Origin of the sequence: Paenibacillus solanacearum, assembly GCF_910593845.1 — a bacterium.
In the GTDB taxonomy this organism is placed as follows: Bacteria; Bacillota; Bacilli; order Paenibacillales; family NBRC-103111; genus Paenibacillus_G; species Paenibacillus_G solanacearum.
Genome location: NZ_CAJVAS010000027.1, coordinates 1 through 19,889, shown reverse-complemented (window position 1 = coordinate 19,889; position 19,889 = coordinate 1). Strand labels below are relative to the sequence as shown.

At 55.1% G+C, this 19,889-nt stretch carries 14 protein-coding genes; 1 reads left to right on the top strand and 13 read right to left on the bottom strand.

The window, feature by feature from the left end; all coding sequences use genetic code 11:
- Window positions 1–64: 64 nt before the first annotated feature.
- Genes KXG62_RS23115 through KXG62_RS23100 form a run of 4 tightly spaced genes read right to left on the bottom strand, consistent with a single transcriptional unit; the run spans window position 65 to window position 5,544 of the window.
- The gene (locus tag KXG62_RS23115) at window positions 65–1,081 is read right to left on the bottom strand and encodes a Gfo/Idh/MocA family protein (RefSeq protein WP_218094385.1); all 1,017 of its coding nucleotides are present in this window, start codon (window positions 1,079–1,081) and stop codon (window positions 65–67) included.
- A gap of 41 nt (window positions 1,082–1,122) precedes the next feature.
- Window positions 1,123–2,145, bottom strand: a complete 1,023-nt coding sequence (locus KXG62_RS23110) for a Gfo/Idh/MocA family protein (RefSeq protein WP_246627603.1) — start codon at window positions 2,143–2,145, stop codon at window positions 1,123–1,125.
- A 42-nt stretch (window positions 2,146–2,187) separates the two neighbouring features.
- A complete protein-coding gene (locus KXG62_RS23105) occupies window positions 2,188–4,140 on the bottom strand; it encodes an alpha/beta hydrolase family protein (RefSeq protein ID WP_218094384.1) in 1,953 nt (650 codons plus the stop codon).
- A 60-nt stretch (window positions 4,141–4,200) separates the two neighbouring features.
- The gene (locus KXG62_RS23100; protein ID WP_218094383.1) at window positions 4,201–5,544 is read right to left on the bottom strand and encodes an ABC transporter substrate-binding protein; all 1,344 of its coding nucleotides are present in this window, start codon (window positions 5,542–5,544) and stop codon (window positions 4,201–4,203) included.
- Between the two features lie 215 nt (window positions 5,545–5,759).
- Between KXG62_RS23100 and KXG62_RS23095 the strand changes: the two genes are divergently transcribed.
- Entirely contained in the window at window positions 5,760–6,644 is an 885-nt protein-coding gene (locus KXG62_RS23095; protein ID WP_218094382.1) for an AraC family transcriptional regulator, read from the top strand.
- Window positions 6,645–6,806: 162 nt separating this feature from the next.
- Here the strand turns inward: KXG62_RS23095 and cstA are convergent, their stop codons facing one another.
- The 9 genes from cstA to KXG62_RS23050 form a co-directional block, all read right to left on the bottom strand.
- Window positions 6,807–8,600 (bottom strand): carbon starvation protein CstA, encoded by a 1,794-nt coding sequence (gene cstA / locus KXG62_RS23090; RefSeq protein ID WP_218094381.1) that lies wholly within the window; start codon window positions 8,598–8,600, stop codon window positions 6,807–6,809.
- A 153-nt stretch (window positions 8,601–8,753) separates the two neighbouring features.
- On the bottom strand, window positions 8,754–9,500 hold the full coding sequence (locus tag KXG62_RS23085) for a LytR/AlgR family response regulator transcription factor (protein WP_218094380.1): 747 nt from the start codon (window positions 9,498–9,500) through the stop codon (window positions 8,754–8,756).
- A complete protein-coding gene (locus tag KXG62_RS23080; RefSeq protein WP_218094379.1) occupies window positions 9,475–11,262 on the bottom strand; it encodes a sensor histidine kinase in 1,788 nt (595 codons plus the stop codon). The genes KXG62_RS23085 and KXG62_RS23080 overlap by 26 nt, the downstream gene beginning before the upstream one ends.
- 188 nt (window positions 11,263–11,450) lie before the next feature.
- Window positions 11,451–13,940: a glycoside hydrolase family 31 protein gene (locus KXG62_RS23075; RefSeq protein ID WP_218094378.1), complete on the bottom strand. Its 2,490-nt coding sequence runs from the start codon at window positions 13,938–13,940 to the stop codon at window positions 11,451–11,453.
- 26 nt (window positions 13,941–13,966) lie between these two features.
- The gene (glpK, locus tag KXG62_RS23070; protein ID WP_218094377.1) at window positions 13,967–15,454 is read right to left on the bottom strand and encodes a glycerol kinase GlpK; all 1,488 of its coding nucleotides are present in this window, start codon (window positions 15,452–15,454) and stop codon (window positions 13,967–13,969) included.
- Window positions 15,455–15,600: 146 nt separating this feature from the next.
- Window positions 15,601–16,422 (bottom strand): carbohydrate ABC transporter permease, encoded by an 822-nt coding sequence (locus tag KXG62_RS23065; protein ID WP_218094376.1) that lies wholly within the window; start codon window positions 16,420–16,422, stop codon window positions 15,601–15,603.
- Between the two features lies 1 nt (window position 16,423).
- On the bottom strand, window positions 16,424–17,326 hold the full coding sequence (locus tag KXG62_RS23060) for a carbohydrate ABC transporter permease (protein WP_218094375.1): 903 nt from the start codon (window positions 17,324–17,326) through the stop codon (window positions 16,424–16,426).
- A gap of 82 nt (window positions 17,327–17,408) precedes the next feature.
- Window positions 17,409–18,701, bottom strand: coding sequence for an ABC transporter substrate-binding protein (locus KXG62_RS23055; RefSeq protein WP_218094374.1), 1,293 nt, complete (start codon window positions 18,699–18,701; stop codon window positions 17,409–17,411).
- A gap of 43 nt (window positions 18,702–18,744) precedes the next feature.
- Window positions 18,745–19,608, bottom strand: a complete 864-nt coding sequence (locus tag KXG62_RS23050; RefSeq protein WP_218094373.1) for a helix-turn-helix domain-containing protein — start codon at window positions 19,606–19,608, stop codon at window positions 18,745–18,747.
- Window positions 19,609–19,889: the final 281 nt, after the last annotated feature.

Genomic DNA, 19,889 nt, shown 5'->3' with positions numbered 1-19,889 from the left:
TTTGGGGTTTGTATTTCTACGGCTCGATGCCGACGCCGGCATCCATCAGCTGGCTTACAGCCGATTAACGCGCTCGGCCCAGCCAAATTTCTTTGCGGCTGCGCTGCGATTCATAGGCGCCGAGAATAATTTCGAGCGAGTGTACGCCGTCTTCTCCGGTGACGATGGGGTCCCGTCCTTCGAGCACTGCCAGCGCCATATCGCGGATTTGCGCGGCATGGCCATCCGGGATGACGGAGAATGGCTCGAACTGCGGGATGTCCACTTCTTCGTCCATGATGTCCAGCGCAGTAATCTGATCGCCGGTGAGAATGATCGTCCCTTTATCGCCATGAATGACGATCCTGTGATCCGGCTGCTTGTATGCGGTCGTCGTCGCCTCAATCGATCCGAGCGCGCCGCTTTTGAATTGCAGCGAGGTTACCGCCGTATCTTCGACCTCGATATTGCGCAGCACATTGCGGGCGTAACCATATAGCGATTCAACCGGGCCGGCAAGCCATTGCAGCAAGTCGATTGTATGAATCCCCTGGTTCATCATTGCGCCTCCACCATCCACAGCCCAAGTGCCTCTCCAGCCGGCCTTATCATAGTAGGCTTGATTCCGGTAAAATTTCACATAGCCCGCGCATAAGCTGATTTTGCCGAGCCTGCCTTCCTCCAGCAGCCGTTTCACGAACTTCGATGCGGGCGACATGCGGCGCGGGAAGATGGTAGCCAGCTTCACACGATTTTTCTTGCAGGCTTCGATCATCCGGACCGCGTCGTCGAGGCGGATCGCCATCGGCTTCTCGCTAATCACGTGCTTACCGGCCTCTGCCGCCATGACCGTCTGCTCGGGGTGCATACCGCTTGGGGTACAAATGTTAACGACATCGATATCGCCCCGCTTCAGCATCTCCTCATAGCTTGTATAGGCCTGCACGCCATACTGCTGCGCCGTCTCCCTGGCACGTTCCTCGCTCACATCGCACACGGCAGCCAGCTCGGCTTCCTCCGCAGCGGCAATCCCCTTCAGATGCGTTTTTGAAATGCCTCCGCAGCCGACGACGGCAAAGCGTACTTTCGTGTCTCTTCCCATGTTCATCCTCCGTTATGTTCGAATGGCTCCAGCGGTAAGGGTTACTTCGTATGAACGGTCGCGGTATTATCGATCACGACCGCGTTCTCGTCCGCTTCCACCGACGCTCGGCTCGCAAGCAGCACATCGCGATGCGTAATAATTCCGGGTTGGCCTTCTATGCGACGAAGAAAATCCCCGCTCACCGTGACCGGTACGATTTCCGGTTCCACCTTCCCGAACGGTTCGTCGTGGGTGATCCGGAACAGCAGCTCCTCCTTCGCCGACACCGCCGGGTCGCCGTTCATCCTCAGCTCGGCGCAGCCTGCGGTGCCGGACACGAAGATGCGGCAATCCCCCCACGTCCAGCTTTTCCCTGGAGTATGCCAATCTGCGTACAGCTGCCCGATGATACCGCCTTCCAACTGAATCTGTGCGCAGGCTGTATCGTAGAAGGTCGGGTACTCCGGCAGCATGTTTTTTGTCTTCATGCTTTGTACCGATACGATTTCCCGGCCGGTCAACCAGCGCAGCAAATCAAAATCATGTATGAACAGATCGACGATAATGCCGCCGTTCGTCTCGCTGGAAAAATGCCATGCGTGACGCGAGGCCGGCTTCAGATTATGCGGCTTGCGCATGGAGATACTGACGATATCGCCCAGTTCCCCCGCCGCGATTTTCTGCTTCAACGCATGTACAGCCGGCCGGAAGCGCTCCGTCAACAACATGCCGACTTGGATCGTCCCTCGCTCGATCACCGCTTCCAGCCGTTCCAATCCCGCTCTTCCCGTCACGATCGGCTTATCCACCATGACATGCTTCCCATACCGCTCGCACATTTCTATGATGTCGATCTTCTCATTGTTGATCGCCGATGAACCAATGATTTGCACGGAGGAATCGAGCAGCGTTTCCACTTCGTCCACAAGCGGAATTCCGTACCGCTCCGAGAACATCCTGGCCAGCTTCGGATTCCCGGCGTCGTATATCCCCGAGCAGGAGTGCCCCCTATCGAGCATCTCCCGGATAAACGTTGAAATATGACCATGCTGACAACCGATGATGGCAAATGGATATGGCACATGAATCACTCCCCCATCTTGATGTTTCTTGCATCTCACCACTTAGATCAATGCGCTGAAATGGATCTCCTTGGCACATGAAACCACTTGCACCGATCCCCCCATCCGCTCATATACGTCCCGGGTCAACCGATAGCCATCGGGTAATTCTCCTACGAAGACAAGCTTCGCGGGCCAAAGGCAAGCGGCGGTTTGCGGCAAGTCGGCATGCCGGAGCGCATTGATGACTTCCTTAAAACACGGCGATTCTCGCGAAGCGTCAGGTGCGTCCAGTGTGTCGGGAGGATGATCCAAAATAACCGCCGCAATGTTTCCGTCGAGTAACGCCGCATATAAGGCCACGACCGCCATCTCCCCGCTGCCGGAAAGCACTATGCGTTTCGAATCGACTCCCGGTATATTGCGCAGCGCCTCAATTCCCCGCAGCGTATCCCACACCCTCATGGAAGCAACGGTACCGCCGAGCAAAGCGGCAGCACGACGAATATGCCAATGCCATTCCGCCCCCCATGCGGTATCGCCTGTTCCCCGTGGATCAAGGCGCGCTTTCAGCCACGAGGAGGAAGCGGACTGCAGCAATGCGAACGCTCCCTTCCCCCGCTCATCACCAGTCATGCGCAAGGTAACCGCCAACGGACGAAGCGCCGATCCTTCCGCGGGCTCTGGAGCCGCCCCATGAAGCTCGCCTTGCAACTGCCAATACGCTTCCGCCTCGTAATCGAATAGGAACCACCAGCTAGTCTGCGGCTTGTTCCACGTTCGCTGACGAATCACAGGTTTGCAGGGGCCGGCGGCGGGCGGGAATGCCGAAAAGCTTTCCTGCCTCAACCGCGCCACCAGGTTATCGCGACACTGCTCCAGCATTTGCGGGCTGTCCGGCATCACTGGACGCGCAGCCGGTATGAACCACTCCTGAACGGTAAGCGAGCGATCGTCTGCCGGCGGCTGCCCCCCGTACACGAGCAGTTGTTCGTCCGGCAGACGTTCTCCGTCGATATCCTCCACAACGGCGGGAGACACCTCCTGTCCGGCGAGATGACGCAGCAGCCAGCTGAAGATTTGCTTGCGCGATTCCGGCGTATACATATGGGCAGAGCGAAAGGCAAATAATTTCAGCCGGTCTTCCGCACCCAGGCTTGCATATAAACCTTTTAACCGGCCAAAGACGTCCTCGACCGAGTCAATCTGAAAAACCGCATCGCGATCCGGGGCTACAATCAGCACAGGCCGAGGTGCTGCCAGCGCATATTGTTCAATCAGCGACCACCCGAAAGGATTGTTAGGAAAATTGCAGTCGCAATGACGATCCAGCGTCCGTTCTCGAAGATGGGAAGCCTCATGCCCCGTGCCGGATGAAGCGGCAATCGCCTTTACGCGATCGTCGGCACACATCGTCCACCAGCTGATCGAGCCGCCTCCGGAATGGCCGGTGACGCCCAGTCGCTGTTCATCCACTTCATCCCGAGCGCTCAGCAGGTCCAGCCCGCGAATCGCATTCCATACCTCGATCGCCGCCGGAGTGTATCCTTTGCTAACCCAATCGAACCAACCTCGCGAGTAGGTTCCATGATGTTCGCCGAACACTTCTCCGTTTTGCACCGTATCGATAATGAGCGTTACAAAACCAAGCTGCGCCAAGCGTCGAGCATGATCCTGATATTGAATCTTCTGATTCCGGTGATGACCGCAAACGTACAGAACGCCGGGAGCCGGAGACGATAATTCCCGCGGAATGTACAGATGACCGGCCACGTATAGCCCTGGCAAGCTTTCATAATACAGCTTTTCCAAACGATAAGCCTGATCGTCGATGACCCCCGACACGCGAATATTTAAAGGGGTTCGTTCCGCTTGCAAGTACTTGTCAATTCCCAATGCGCGATGGAAGTTCGCTTGTCTTTCAGCTCGCCATGCGGTAAATTCCGCTGGGGAAGCAAACACGGGCAGCGGTCTCTCTACCCTTCTGGCAGCCCAATCATTCAAATATCGTTTCATACTTTGCAGCACTCGCGATGGTTCATCGAAAAATCCCCCTTAAATTTGCGCGGCATCATTCTACCTCTGCGCCTCCTTCATACTGCGTACTTTCTGATTGGCCTGCTCTTCCGCTTGCCGCAAGGCTGTATTGATATCCGCTTTGTTGACAGCTATATTTTTAACGGCGTCGGTAATAAACGGGGAGATGACGTCCTTATACTCCGAGAAATCAGACCGTACCAACGGAGCGGCCGATACGTTGAAGATGGCCTTCAAATTTTTTTCGGTGAATATCCCTGAATCTTCCGCAAACGTCACTTTGATCTGAGGATCGGCCAGCACGCTAATGCGGCCGGATTTACTAATCGCGAGTTGAGCTTCCTTGGATAACAGCGTTTCCAGCACGCGGATCGCGGCATCCTTGTGCTTGCTTGTTTTGGAAACGGCCAACATATGAAAGTCGACAGGGTTGCCTACTGCGGGACGGTCCTTATAAACAGGAAACGCGGTGAGATCCCACTTGAACGGCGGCTTCAATTTTTTTATATCGCCCGCCACCGCGGCAATCCAGTTGGCTTGCATGACCAAGGTTTGATCTCTATAAAAATCGGTGTTCTTATACGTATAATTGCTGTTTTGCACATAGCCCGGGGCCTGGAACAACTGCTGCATCAGACCGAATACATGCCGGAAGCCGTCGGAGGTAAGAACCGCCTTCTCATTCTTCTCGTCGACGAGCGACAACCCGTATTGACGTGTCATATTAAGAAAAGAGCTGGTTGCAGCTCCAATGTATTGAACTCCGCCTTCCAGACGGGTCAGACGCCGGTTCATCTCGACCACCTCCTCCCATGCCAGCGAATCCTTAGGGTAGGGAAGGCCGAACTTGTCGAAGATATCCTTGTTGTAGATGAGCGCGCCATGATTCATACCGAACGGTAATCCGAATATTTCGCCGCTGGGCCCGAAGTCTTTGATCGCGTTCATAACAACCGGATCCAGCGACGTTAAATCGATATTTCTCTGTTTGATCCACATGCGCAGGTCGTCCGGAAGATCCAGCGATTTGTAATTTGCCAATTGGCTGTGGCTGAGCGCTACCATGTCAGGAGGCGAACCGGAGGCGATCATATCCTCGATTTTGTCATTTACGATCCGAAGGGTAATCTCAGGATATTTTGCCTTCACCGCCTGCATCATCACTTTTTGGATGTCTTGATCGGTGAAAATCGCTGTATTCACATCCTTGATCAGCAGCTCTACCGGTCCCCCTGTGTATGGTCCCGGTACGCCGGCTTTGTCGGCCGTACCCGGCCCGGTACTTTCATTCCCCGGACGCGGCGTGCCGCTGCAACCGATTAAAACAGACAATGTAACAAAGCATACGATCAACAGCTTGCAAATAAACTTCGGTCTGAACACCGGTAAGCCCCCCTTGTTTCAAGCGGATTGTTTTGCAAACCTGGCCTATGCCCCCCTTCGTACGGTTCGATTGATTGTTTCTAACCGGGACTACTATAATAAAGACAACGCGCTACAGAAATAAGCATACAATGATTACCTTGCCCGCTGTATGTCGGCATTTATCTTGTTTATATCGGTTTTTGTCCAAAATCCAAACGAGGGGAAGGATCGAGATGAACATCGAAATGTTCGATGAAGTGATCCCCTACCAGAACCTCATGTTGTGCATTCAAATTCGAAAGCGGGAAAAACGGAGACAGCAGAAAAAGCGGTGGCATTACCACAGAGAGCTTGAGTTCGCCTATGTTCTGGAGGGGGTACTCGGGAAACAGATTCAAGACAAGCAGTATCGGTTGGAGCCTGGAGAAGCATTGATCGTAGGTTCGTCTCAGCCGCACTGCAGCTGGTGCGCCGACGGAGACGCTACAACATATTTAATTTTGCATTTCGACCTGCAGCCCTATTTCGATCCGTCATTAATGACGTATTATCATTTTTTCTACGAAATCACCGGACCGCTCAGTCAGTTGAACGAGACGCTTCGGCAGAACGAGGAATTGCGAATTTCGCTGGGACAGCATATGAAGTCCATTTACGACGAAATGGAACAAAAAACGGTCGGCTATGAACTCGCCATCCAGCTTCAAGTAAAGCAGCTGCTGCTCCTTTTGCTGCGCTGCGGCCCCAATGAAGCGCCGAAGACCAACAAGGTCCCGCCAGCGTACAATCTGCGTCCGGTTATCGATTATGTAGAGCGCCATCTGCAAGAAAATATCGAAATGGAAACCGTCAGTCAGATGGTAAATATGAGTTATCATTACTTTTCGAAATATTTTAAAAAGATGGTCGGCATGTCCTTCGTTGATTATGTCAACATTCAGCGAATCAAAAAGGCCGAGCGCCTGTTGCTTACGGAAAAGATCAATATTACGCAAGTAGCCGAAATGGTCGGCTTTGTAAATATGACGCATTTCTACGATTTATTTAAAAGGTACAACCATTGCTCGCCTAAGGAATACATACGCAGATTGCTTCCGGATGCGAGCGAGTTTACTTGATCTGGGGCTGGGCCTGCTTCGGTGCCTGCAACCTGTTAGTTGCGCGGCCAAACGCGCAAAAAGACCCGGGGAGCTTATAACAAGCTTCCCGGGTCTTCCTCTGCCGCCTTCCTCCGGCGCCCTATTCGATGCAGAACCGCTCTCCGCTACAACCTATCCCTTTTACACGGTGAACGGCTTCAGCTTCACGCGCGGCGCATTGAACAGGTCGATCCATTTCTTAATCGCCGCCACCATAATGATCACGCCCAAGATCAGCATAATGATCGACAATACCCCGTTGAGCACGTTATAGCCCGACGCCGCCGGATTGAGATACACGTACTTCACCATCCAGTATCCCGCGTAATTCACGGTCGTGAACAGGTACGCCAGCGGCACGAGACAAGTGAGCATATAGCGGCGTTTGTCGGCGATATTCAAGATGACCGTCGCGCCGACAATGAGCCCGATGGAGGCCATCAGCTGATTCGATACGCCGAACAGCGCCCATACCGAGCCGATATCGCCGGAATAGAGCAAGTATCCCCACATGAGACAAGCCAGCGCACTGGCAAAGATCGTGCCCGGAACCCAATCCACCCGCTTCAGCGGCCTGTATACTTCACCGAAGAAATCCTGGATCAAATAACGAGCCGTACGGGTACCGGCATCGATAGCGGTCAAGATGAATACCGCTTCGAACATAATGACGAACTGGAAGAAATACGGGGCCAAGCCGCTGAACCACGGAATTTTGGTGAAAATATACGTCATGCCGACCGCCAGCGTCACCGCCCCGCCCGTTCTGCCTTCCAGATTCAAGCCGATTTCCCGGCTGAGCTCCGGCAAATGGACAACGCTCATTCCTAATGCTTTGAACGCCTGCGGCGTCGAGTTGATGGCAAAATAATCGGCCGGCTGCAGCGCTGTCGCGGCGATCAGAGCCATGATCCCGACGACGCATTCGACCAGCATCGCCCCGAAGCCGACCACTTTAATGTCGGTCCAGCGATTCAGCATTTTCGGCGTCGTGCCCGACCCGACAAAGGCATGGAAGCCGGAAATCGCGCCACAGGCGATCGTGATCGAGATGAACGGCCATACGGGACCGGGCAGGATGGGCCCCCCGCCCTTGACGAACTCCGTCACCGCCGGGAAAGGGATGTCGGGGTTAATGATGAATACTCCCACGATGAGCGCGATAAAAACGCCGATCTTCATAAAGCTGCTCAAGTAGTCGCGAGGCGCAAGCAGCAGCCAGACCGGGAGCGCCGCCGCGAAGAAAGCGTATACAGGCAGGATCAAGGATAACGTCTTCGTATCCAGCGTCAGCCAGTCGCCCAGCACCGTGCTTTGAATCGACGGGCCGATGAAGACGCCGATCATGAGCAGAATGAATCCGACCGTCGAAGCCAGCTTCAAATTGCCGGTTTTCTTATAGAACAGGCCGACGCCCATCGCAATCGGTATCGTAATGCCGACCGCAAACGTCCCCCACGGGTTATTCTCCAGGGCGTGCAGAACGACCATGGACAACCCGGCCATCGTGATCGTAATGATGAACAGCATCGCCAGACCGGTACAGAAGCCGGCGACCGGACCAAGCTCCTCCTTGGCCACCTCGGACAGCGACTTGCCGTTTTTGCGCATCGACGCGAACAGAACGACCGCATCATGCACCGCACCGCCGATGACGGCTCCGATCAGCAGCCAGAGCAGTCCGGGAAGATAGCCGAATTGGGCGGCCAGAATCGGGCCGACCAGCGGACCGGCCGCGGCAATCGCCGCAAAGTGATGGCCGAACGTTACCCACTTGTTGGTCGGAACGTAATCCTTCCCGTCGTTTAGCGTATGCGCCGGCGTCGGCTGGGCATCGTTTAACTTCAGCACCTTGACCGCCATAAACGTACCATATAATCGATAGGCAATCATCAGAATGCATATGGAACCGATGACGATTGTAATCGCATTCATTTTATGCAGCCTCCCTTGGTTCATCCTTGTACCAACTCATCATACTAAATGAAAAGGCCTTCCTATCGTTTTCAGGACAAAACGCGCAGGCGAGGGAATGAACCGCAAAAACAAAGGCTTGAAATGCAATCGCCGCAAGACAGCGGGCGCTGGCTAGAAGCCGATCAACTGCTTCAGCTCCTTCATATAGGTCCGGCTGACCGGGACGCTGGAGCCGTCCTTCATGACGAGATTATACGTGGAATGAAACCAAGGCTGGATTTCCACGATCCCGTCCAGGTTCACGAGGTAAGCCCGGTGAACGCGTACGATCGGCGTATGCTGCAGCTTCTGCTCATAATGAACGAGCGGCTCGTTCACGGTATAGCGCTGATCCTCCGTGACAATGACCGTTTTCCCTTCCGCAGCGCTGATGTATACAATCCGGCTGATGTTCACAAGCAAAATCCGGTCCTCCACGAGCACGGCCAGCTTATCGGTTTTCTCCGGCAAGCCCGATTTCTGCACAGCCGGAGAAGCCGCAGCGCCGTCATGCCTCTGCTGCAGCCGGAGCATCTTCTCCACCGTTTGCTGAATGCGGCGTTCGTCGAACGGCTTGAGAATATAGTCCGCGGCGTTCAGCTCGAATGCTTTCAGCGCGTACTCGTCATAAGCCGTAGCGAAGACAATTTCCGGCCGGTGCCTGGCATCCGCCAGCTTGCGCGCCACATCCAGCCCGCTGTCCTCCGCAAGCTGAATGTCCAGGAACACGACATCCGGCTCCAGCTTTTGAATGTGGTCCAACGCTTCGTCCATGCTCTCGGCTTCCCCGACCACTTCTACGCGTTTGGTTCTTCGAAGCAAATAAGCCAGCTCGTCTCTGGCGAGCGGTTCATCATCCACGATATAAGCCTTCAACATGCTGATCTCCCCATTGGTTGTGATGTAGCGGCAGCCTGATCACGATCTTGGTGCCTGCGCCGCGTTCGCTTTCCACCTGAAAACAGGCTGCCTCTCCGTATATTTCCTCGATTCGCTTGCGAATATTGTACAGCGCCGTTCCGGTCCCTTCCGCCGAATCGACGGTTTGCTTGCCGACGAGGTCCAGCAGCCCGCGATCGATCCCGCTGCCGTTGTCCTCAGTGACCAGAACCATTTGATCGTCCTGCTTGAACGCCCGGACGGTGACTTGTCCGATGCGTTTGTCCTTCGGCTTCGAGAATGCATGGCGAACTGCATTCTCCACTAGCGGCTGCAGCGTAAACGGCGGGATGAGCACCTTCTCGGTCGAAGGCTCGATGTCCATCCGAATCTCGTACTTATCGGGAAAGCGGGCTTGTACCAGACTAACGTAAGCCTCCACATGCTCCAGCTCCTTATGCAGCGGAATGAGCATCTGACGCGCGCCCTGAAGGTTGCTGCGGAAAAACACGCTCAGCTGGAGCAGCAGCTCCCTCGCTTTTTCCGAATCGGTACGGCACAGGACGGAAATCGTATTGATCGCGTTAAACAAGAAGTGCGGATGAACCTGCGCCTGCAAAGCCTTGATCTCGGCATCCTTCAGCAGCTTGCTCTGCAGCTCCGCCTCGGCCAGCTCCAGTTGGGTCGAGAACAGCTTGCCCAGCCCTTCGGCGAGCTCCTGCTCTACCTGATCCATCTGGCCCGGATTCGTAAAATACAGCTTCAGCGTACCAACCGTCTTGCCGTGAACCTGCAGCGGGAGCACAATGGCCGCCTGCAAAGCGCAGCTTTCGTGAGCGCATTGAATCTCGTCCCGCGATCGCGCCTTCAATAGGCGCCCTTGCTCCAGCACGTTTTTCGTCAGCTGGGTAGCGAGGCGCTGCATCGGCATATGGTGATCGGCTCCGGCACCCACGTGCGCCAGCACTTGATGCCGATTCGTGATGGAGATGGCGGCCGCATTCGTCCATTTCAATATAATCGCCGCGACTTCCCGGCACGAATGCGCGTTCAGCCCTTGCCGGAAGAAGGGCAGCGTCTGGTCGGCAATATACAGCGCCTTGTGCGTCTGCAGGGCGCGCGTGCGTTCTTCTTCCTGCAAAATCGACTGAACGATCAGCATGAAGAGCAGCGTGCCGAAGCCGTTGATCAATATCATCGGCACGGCGATCACCTTGACCAGCGTAAGCGCAGCTTCATAAGGGCGGGCGGCCAGCACAATAATTCCCATCTGGGTGCATTCCATGACGATGCCGATCGCAACGGCGCGCCACGGCGTATGTTTGTCGTTAACTTGAAATCGTTTGCCGATCAGACCGGCGACGATCCCGGCAAGCAGCGTGGAGACGCCGCAGGCGGCAGCCGTGAATCCACCCAGCGCCATCCGATGCGCGCCGGCAATCAGTCCGGCTCCCAGACCGACCAGCGGACCGCCGAGCAAGCCGCCAAGCACTACGCCAAGCACGCGCGTATTGGCCAGCGCACTGTCGAACGCCACGTCCGTCTGCCATACTTGCGTGGAGACTTCCCCGCCCCGGATCTCGATTCCGGTATAGTTGCTAAGGATGCCGAACGTCCCGAATACGGCGATGAGCAGCAATCTTTCCTTCATGCCGTGCTCGTTATCAATGATCTTGCGGAAAGACCTCATGCGCGAGAGCAAAAAAACGACGATCAGAAGAATACCGACGCGCTCCAGCATCAAGATCAACAAGGTTGTCAACCGATTCACCTTCTCATCTTATGACCTGTCTATACGTATTATACAAAAAATTGCCTCCGAGCCCATCTGACAGATGATGGGTTCGCATGTCCCCCGTAAATGGCAAAAGGCACCTCAAAGGGTGCCTCGCCGCTTCTGCATTCGGAGCAAAGGCCGGCCTGCAAGCCGTTTCCTTCTCTCCGCCGCGATTAAATGGAGATCAAATCTTTCACGTCGAAGCGGACGCCAACCTTGTCATCCGCCTCGACGCCGCTGCCATACTTGATCTTCGCCGTTCTCAGCTCCAGATCGTAGTACCAGCCTTCCTCTGCCGCCGCCCACACCTGCGGATCGAGAAACATCGGAAGCTTCCGGCCCTGCAGCATGACCTGTACAGGGGCAATCTCCTTGCACAGCAGCTCGATGACGACCGATTGAACGCTGCTCGCATACGTCCCCTCACGCCGGAACGAAAGGGTCGTTTCCCGACCGGACTCGACCTGGATCGTCGTTTTCAAATAATCGCCGGTCTTGTAATTGTTCGTTACGCCGTCGTCCTCATACAGCACGAAGCTCGCGTTCTCCGACGGTTCGATCAGCAAGCGCAGCTCCTCTACCCGATCGTTCTGGATGTTCTGCAAGCCTGGCGCGAGCGGAACGATCGCCCCTGAGCGAAGGAACATCGGAATCGAATCGAGCGACACGTCCAGCTCGATCGTTTGGCCTCCGGCATGCCGCTCCCGCGTGTACCAGTTGATCCATTCGCTGCCCTGCGGCAAATATACGCTCCTCGTCTTCGCGCCTTGCTCCAGCACGTTGGCGACGAGAATCGAGCCGCCGAGCATGAAGTCGAAGCTCTCTTCCCACGTGCGCGGGTCGTTCTGGAACTCGTACACCATCGGCCGCATCACCGGCGAGCCTTCCACGGAAGCTTCATGCAGCAAGGAGTAGAAGTACGGCACCAGCTGATAGCGAAGCCGGATCGCCTCGCGAATGTACTTCGTATAAGAAGGGTACATCCACGGCTCGGTGACGGTATTATCGGTATTGCACGAATGGATGGAGAACCGCGGCTGGAAAATACCGTTCTGCACCCAGCGCACGAACAGCTCCGGTTCCGGCGCCGGGCCGAAGAAGCCGCCGATGTCACAGCCCTGGTTCGCCACGCCGGACAAGCCCATGCCGAGCATAACCGGCACATTGAACTTCAAGCTGTGCCAGCTCGTGTTGTTGTCGCCCGCCCACGTTTGCGCATACCGCTGAATGCCGGCAAATCCGGCGCGGTTGACGATATACGGTCTCGTGTTCGGGGCCGCTTCGGCGATCGCTTCCTTCGCCATTTGCGCCATCAGGTTCGGCATGATCGGCCGCACAGCGCTGATTTCTTTCTTCTCGCCTTCAAACGCGCACAGCGCATCGGGATTGTTGATTTCATACTCGTTGTTGTCGTTCCAGATTGAGGTAACGCCGAGTTCGATGAACGATGATTTCAAATGCTCTTTCCACAGCTGCCGCCCCGCAGGGCTTGTGAAGTCGACGAAGGAAGCCTGCCCGCCCCAGTAGCGGTCGGTCTCCGACTTGTCCCCCGCGGCGTCCTTGACGTAGGCATCGGCTTTGTCGAACTTGGCATACAGCGGATGCGTAAGCAGCATGCCCGGTTTAATGTTGGGCGCGAGCGCGACGCCCTTCTCCCGCATTTGAGCGATGAACGCCCGCGGGTCGGGGAACCGGTCGTGATTCCAGTTGAACACGTACCGCTTGCCGTCCTCGCCCGTCGTGTAGCCGGAGGACATGAAGAATCCGTCGCACGGGATCCCTTCCGCCTTGCATTTGTCCACGAAGTTCAAGATCGCCTTGTCCGCATCGCGGTCCAGCTCCGTGTAGTACATCGTGGAGCCCATATAGCCGAGCGAATAGCGGGTCGGCATGATCGTTTTGCCGGTTAGATCGGTGTAATGGCGAATGACATCCTTGATGTCCGGCCCGTACATGAAGAAGAGATCGAGCTCTCCGCCGTCCGCGCAAAAATAACTGTACTTGTTCCAGTAACCGCTTCGTTCGCAGCCCATGTCGAACACCGAATCATGCGAGTTATGGTAAAACAGCCCTGTAGCGGCCTGCGTCTCACCGTTGAATTTAATGTAGAACGGAATATGCTTGTACAACGGGTCGGTATGCTCCGAATCATAGCCGATCGTATCGACGTTGTGCATCCGCAGCCTTCTCTTCTTTTTGTTCAGGTAGCCGCTCTTCTCGCCGAAGCCGTAATAATGATCCGCATCGTTCAAGCATGAATAATGATACAGCCGCCCATGGTTGTCTTTGACATGCGGCCGCTCCTTCAAGTCTTCGTGCAGCACGCGGCCCTGCAGGTCGGTAATACCAATGGCGAACGGCTGCTTGTGCACGATAATGCGCAGCTGGGCCGTACGCAGCAGCAAGCTATGTCCCAAGTCCTCAACCTGCGCCGGCAGCGCCTCTACGCGGCGGCGATCTTCGATCATGCCGTCCATCTTGTCATCCCACGCGGTCATCGCGAGCGCGTACGACGCTTCGTCGTCGAACTGCTCGTCGAACGTGCACCGGATGCGCACGATGTGGTCGTTCATTAGATAGATGCGATATTTGGCCGCATCAGTAGTCAAGTCCAAATAATGGCTATGTTGTTCCGCTTGCAGTAACTTGCTGCTCACTTCCATGATGTCCCTCCATGATTCCAATCCGTTTATTTAAAAGCGCGTGCCGCATGCACGGCTTTTTTCCATCCGTCGTACAAGGTACGCCGCTTGGCGTCGTCCATTTGCGGAACGAACGTCCGGTCGACTTTCCACTGCGCCGCAATATCGTTCTGATCGGCCCAATAGCCGACGGCCAGACCGGCGAGGTAAGCTGCGCCCAGTGCGGTCGTCTCGTTGATTACCGGGCGGTCGACGGGCACATCCAGCATGTCGCTCTGGAACTGCATCAGGAAGCTATTGCGGACCGCGCCACCGTCCACGCGCAGCCCGTTCAAAGCAATGCCCGCGTCCTCTTCCATCACCGCGAGCACGTCCTTCGTCTGGTAGGCGAGCGCCTCCAGCGTCGCCCGGATGAAGTGCTCCTTCGTCGTGCCGCGGGTGAGGCCGAATACGGCGCCTCGCACTTCGCTGTCCCAGTACGGCGTGCCCAGCCCGACGAGCGCCGGCACGACATACACGCCGTCGGTCGACTCGACGCCGGCGGCCAGCGCTTCGCTCTCTGCCGCATGCTCAATCATGCGGAGGCCGTCGCGCAGCCACTGGACGGCCGAGCCCGCGACGAAGATACTGCCCTCCAGCGCGTATTCCACCCGGTCGCCGACGCCCCAGGCGATCGTCGTGAGCAGGCCGTGCTTCGAGCTCACCGCCTGATCTCCGGTGTTCATCAGCATGAAGCAGCCGGTGCCGTACGTGTTCTTGGCCATCCCCTTCTCGAAGCACGCCTGCCCGAACAGCGCCGCCTGCTGATCGCCCGCCGCTCCGGCGATGGCGATCTCTTCGCCGAACAGCGCCCGGTCCGTCATGCCGTACACGCAGGATGACGGGCGGACTTGCGGCAGCATCGATTCCGGAATGCGCAGAAGCTCGAGAAGCTGCTCGTCCCATTGCAGCCGGCGAATATCGAACAGCATCGTGCGGGAAGCGTTAGAGTAGTCCGTCACATGGACGCGGCCGCCGGTCAGCTTCCAGATCAGCCACGTGTCGATCGTGCCGAGCAGCAGCTCGCCGTGCTCCGCCCGCTCCCGGACTCCCGGCACTTCGTCCAGCATCCACGCGATCTTCGTCGCCGAGAAATACGGATCGATGAGCAGGCCGGTCTTCTCCTGGATGCTCTTCTGCCAGCCCTGCTCCTTCAATCGCTCGCAGATCGGTGCAGTTTGCCGGGATTGCCATACGATTGCGCGATATACCGGCTTGCCGGTCTGCTTGTCCCAGACGACCGTCGTTTCGCGCTGGTTCGTGATCCCGATCGCCGCGATCTGGTCCGGGCGGACGCCCGCTCCTTCCAGAGCGGAGGCGACCACCGCCTGAACCGACTGCCATATTTCTTCCGCATCATGCTCCACCCAGCCCGGCTGCGGGTAATGCTGCGTAAATTCTCGCTGCGCCGCAAATACGATTTCGCTGTCGCGGTTAAACAGGATCGCCCGCGAACTGGTCGTTCCTTGATCTATGGAAAGAATAAATGATTTCATTCCGCAAAACTCCCTTACGTAGACAGGCTCTCGCCTTTTCGGCGAAGATCCATTGGTGACTCGGATGAACCGTTTGTTATGAAAAATCCCTTCAGCGACAGAGACAAATCCGGGTCACTGTAATTGAAGGGAACAGGTTCATTCCATTATTTCATTCCGGACGTCACCATGCCGCTGACGAACTGCCGCTGGAATACGAGAAACACGACAAGCACCGGAATCATCGTAATGACGGACATCGCCAGCAGACTGCCCCAGTCCACATTGTATTCCCCGATAAAGTTGGACAGCGCCAGCTGAATCGTATACAGAGACGGATCGCTAATCCCGATCAGCGGCCACAGGAAGTCGTCCCAACGCCACATGAACGAGAAGATGGCGAGCACCGCCAGGATCGGTTTGCACATCGGCAGGATCAGCTGCGAATAAATGCGCCATTCCGACGCCCCGTCCATCCGGGCCGCTTCGAGCAGCTCGTCCGGTACGGTGAGCAAATATTGCCGGATCAGGAAGACCCCTGTCGGCGTCGCCGCCGGCGGAATGATCAGCGCCCACAACGTGTTATACATGCCCAAGGTGCTGAGCACCTTAAAGATCGGGATCATAATGACTTCAAGCGGAATCATCAAGGTGGAGATGAAGCCGACCAGCAGCAGCATATCGCCCTTGAATCGATATTTGGCGAGCGCGAACCCGGCCATCGAGTTAATGACGAGCAGCAAAATCGTCGAGCTGATCGTCACGATGGCGCTGTTCATGAAATAGCGGCCGAAGTTGCCTTTGGCAAAGGCATCGGTAAAGTGCTCAAAGGTAATCGGCTGCGGCCAAAACCGCGGCGGGAAGCTGTACAAGTCGTTGTTCGTCTTGAACGAAGAGATGACGATCCAAAGAACAGGAAATAACCATAACGCCGCCATGACGATTAATACAATATACAAGGTGACTTTCGCGGAAGATTTCAATTCCATGTTAATTGTCGCCTCCCTTCGATAATTTGAACTGCGCGACCGTGAACAGCGAGATCAGAATAAACAGCAGGATGGACATCGCGCTGGCCATGCCGAGCTCTTGCTTCACAAAGCCGGTTTCGTAAATGTACTGCACGATATACGTCGTCTCTTTGCCCGGTCCGCCGCCCGTCAGGGCGAACAGCAGCGGGTAAGCCTTGAATGCGTCGATCAGCGACAGCATGACGACAAGCACCGTTGTCGGCTTAAGCAGCGGCAGCGTAATATTCCAGAATACGCGCGGCTTAGAAGCGCCGTCCAATCTCGCCGCTTCGTAAAAGTCGGTTGGGATCGCCTGCAGGCCCGCCATGAAAATAACCATGAAAAAGCCGAGACGCGACCATACGGTAGCAATAATGACCGAAACGTTGGCAAACAAGGAATCCGATAAAAAATGAACCGGCTCAACGCCGATGAGCGTCATCACATAGTTCAACACCCCGAAATCGCCAAAAATCCATTTCCACGTCAAACCTACGATGATGTAGGAAATCATGGTCGGCCAATAAAAGACGGCGCGGAACAGTCCCTTGGCCCGGATTTGCTGAATGAGCATCATCGCTACGGCGAGAGACAAGCAATAAATCGACGGTACGACGACCAGCGCGTACAGCGCCGTTTTCCCGAGCGCGGTCCAAAACTCTCCGTTCGTTACGATTTCTTTGTAGTTGTCAAAGCCGATAAACTCCATCGGGTTGAGCCCGTCGTACTCATGAAACGAATAAACAAAACCGATAATGGTCGGGACGACAATGAAAATGGAGAAGATCAAAAAGTTGGGCAAAACAAAAAAGTAAGGAATGGCGCCCATCTTATGGTCCCGCCGCTTCTTTATCGCCTTGGATGCTGGAGCTTGCGCAGACATCAGGTACTCTCCTTTCCGGCAGCAAATGTCGGTGAAAAACCGGCCGCTGCCGGTTCACCCCGGCAGCGCCCTTGGAATCAAGTTATTTCTTCTCGTCGGCGATCGCTTTGTCGATCACTTTGGCGACTTTATCCATACCGTCTTTCGCGGTCGTTTTACCCGCAATGACTTCCATCAGCGTCGTCTTCAAATCATTGCTGAATTTCGGCACGATCGTCTGCTTGGACCAGTCTTCGGCTGCGGCAGGGACCGTATTGTTCAGCTCGTTCGAGAACACTTCCATCATTTCTTTGCCGAACGCGTAGTCGAGCTTCGCGCTGTCTTTGCGCGGGCTTAAGAACAATGCTTCCTTGTTGTATTTCGAGTTCACTTCTTTGGTTGTAATGTAATTGATGAAGTCGGTCGCTTCTTTTTCAACGCCGGTTTTTTGGAACGCCATGGCGAATTTTCCGCCTGGTACCGAAGAGCGCACTTTGCCTTTCGGCATGTACGTTACGCCCCACTCGAAGTTCGTAATGTCTTTATAGTTGCTGATCATCCAGTTTCCTGCGAAGTGCGCTGCCACCGTCCCTGTACGGAACAGATTGTTCGGGTTTTCCCCGCCGAGCCATACGGATACCGGGATAATGCCGTCGTTATGCAGCTTTTTGAAATATTCGGCCGCCTGCACGCCCGCTTCGTTGTTGATCGCCGCTTTCGTTCCGTCCGGACTGATCATTCTGCCGCCCAACTGATACAGCAGCGTCGACCAGCGATGCGGCGTCAAATCCCATACGAGCCCGTATTTGGCTCCGCCTTTTTCCATGACCTGCTTCATTGCCGCGGAGAACTCGTCCCACGTCCATACTGCGTCAGGCGATGTCGGCACTTTCACGCCCGCTTTGTCGAACAGCGTTTTGTTGTACAGGAGCCCGTTGGCCGTAACGTCCATCGGAGCGGCAATCGCTTTGTTGTTGACCACGTAATACGGCTTCAGAGAATCGATAAATTGCGCCGTATACGTCTCCACGCCGCCGTTGCTTGCGCCGAGGTCTACCGCTTGGTTCGCAAACGCGCCAAGCTCCGTTGTGCTGATCCGGGCCAGTGCCGGCGGCTTGCCGCCAGAGATCATCGTCTTCAGCTTGGTGGACAAATCTTTGTAAGGCACTTCGATCATATTGACTTTCACGTTCGCGTTTTTCGCTTCGTATTCTTTAATAATGCCCTTCATGATATCGCCTTCATTTCCGTCCGAGAACCAGACGAAATCCAGCGTTACATTTTTTTGGCCGCCCGCCGCGCCTGTGCCCGGTTCCTTCTTCGCGCAAGCGATCGACATGAGCGCCATCAACACGAGCACCATCGCGATGGAGACGATTTTCGTAGCTTTTTTCATTTTCTCTGCCCCTTTTCGTAAGTTTCGTAGCTGCAAGTAAGCGTTACGGTCCGACACCGTGCTTGCGGTACTGCTGCGGCGACATCCCGGCGTACTTTTTGAATGAGCGGCTGAAATGCACCGCCGTATTGAACCCCAGCCTCTCGGAGATGAGTCCGACCGGCTCGTCCGTCGTAACCAGCATCTTCTTCGCTTCCTCGATGCGTTTGCTCGTCAAATAGTTATTGATCGTGTATCCGGTTACTTCTTTGAAGCAGTGGCAAATATAATATTTGCTCAGGTGAAGCTCCTTGGACAGCTCCATCAGCGAAAAGTTTTCCGTATAATGCTGATTGATATATTGTAAAATACGGCGAACGTTCGCCTGACTGTTCGATTGCTGCTGCGCGGGAGCAATTTCGTGCAAGCGTTTGGACTTTCGATATACAGCCACCAGCAGTTGAATTAGAAACGTCTTGAGTATCAGCTCGTAACCGAATGATTCCCGTTCATTCTCGCGATGGATCGACCGGAAATACGTCTCCATTTCCTCGCGCTCCTCCGGCGTCCAGTGAATTAACATCCCGTTCGGCGATTCGAACAAGGACATCAGCTTCCCGAACATATCGCCGGACACCTGCTCTCGCAAGAAGGACGGCGTGAAATTCACATAACTGCGGATGTACGGCACATCCTTGGAGGGATTGACCCGATGGATCGTGCTTCCGTGAAAAAGAAGCATGTCGCCGGGAGATAAATCGTAAATATTTTCCCCAATGATGTAGTTTGCATTTCCGCGTATGAAATAATAAATTTCGACCCCTTCATGGGTGTGAACCGGCCAGCTGTACTGCCAGTCGTCCGCGTCCGCCCTGACATAAATCCCAAGCTGCCGGAGAGCAAGATTGGTGGGAGTATGAATAATCAAGAGGACACCCCCCTTCATGAAAAGCGAAAAGAACAATCTTGTTTGCGTTTCCATTAACACGATATCATACTAAAATTCAGGACACTTAACGTATATTGCTGTTAATTTGACCGGAATTGTTGAAAACTATGCAAGCGTTCTAGAGTAAAGGGCAGAGAAATCTGCCCCTCCTCATCAAACCGTACGTGAGGTTTTCCCTCATACGGCTTTCCGATGTTCGTCATTCATGTGCATGCAGATTACAAGAGCGTTTTAAGTCCATATTGACTAGCTAGGAACCT

Bases quoted from the DNA above. Each gene is read 5' to 3' on its own strand.
- KXG62_RS23095 (WP_218094382.1), top strand. From the start codon at position 5,760: ATGAACATCGAAATGTTCGATGAAGTGATCCCCTACCAGAACCTCATG.
- KXG62_RS23065 (WP_218094376.1), bottom strand. From the start codon at position 16,422: ATGGAATTGAAATCTTCCGCGAAAGTCACCTTGTATATTGTATTAATC.
- glpK (WP_218094377.1), bottom strand. From the start codon at position 15,454: ATGAAATCATTTATTCTTTCCATAGATCAAGGAACGACCAGTTCGCGG.
- cstA (WP_218094381.1), bottom strand. From the start codon at position 8,600: ATGAATGCGATTACAATCGTCATCGGTTCCATATGCATTCTGATGATT.
- KXG62_RS23115 (WP_218094385.1), bottom strand. From the start codon at position 1,081: ATGGGAAGAGACACGAAAGTACGCTTTGCCGTCGTCGGCTGCGGAGGC.
- KXG62_RS23060 (WP_218094375.1), bottom strand. From the start codon at position 17,326: ATGTCTGCGCAAGCTCCAGCATCCAAGGCGATAAAGAAGCGGCGGGAC.
- KXG62_RS23105 (WP_218094384.1), bottom strand. From the start codon at position 4,140: ATGAAACGATATTTGAATGATTGGGCTGCCAGAAGGGTAGAGAGACCG.
- KXG62_RS23055 (WP_218094374.1), bottom strand. From the start codon at position 18,701: ATGAAAAAAGCTACGAAAATCGTCTCCATCGCGATGGTGCTCGTGTTG.
- KXG62_RS23085 (WP_218094380.1), bottom strand. From the start codon at position 9,500: ATGTTGAAGGCTTATATCGTGGATGATGAACCGCTCGCCAGAGACGAG.
- KXG62_RS23075 (WP_218094378.1), bottom strand. From the start codon at position 13,940: ATGGAAGTGAGCAGCAAGTTACTGCAAGCGGAACAACATAGCCATTAT.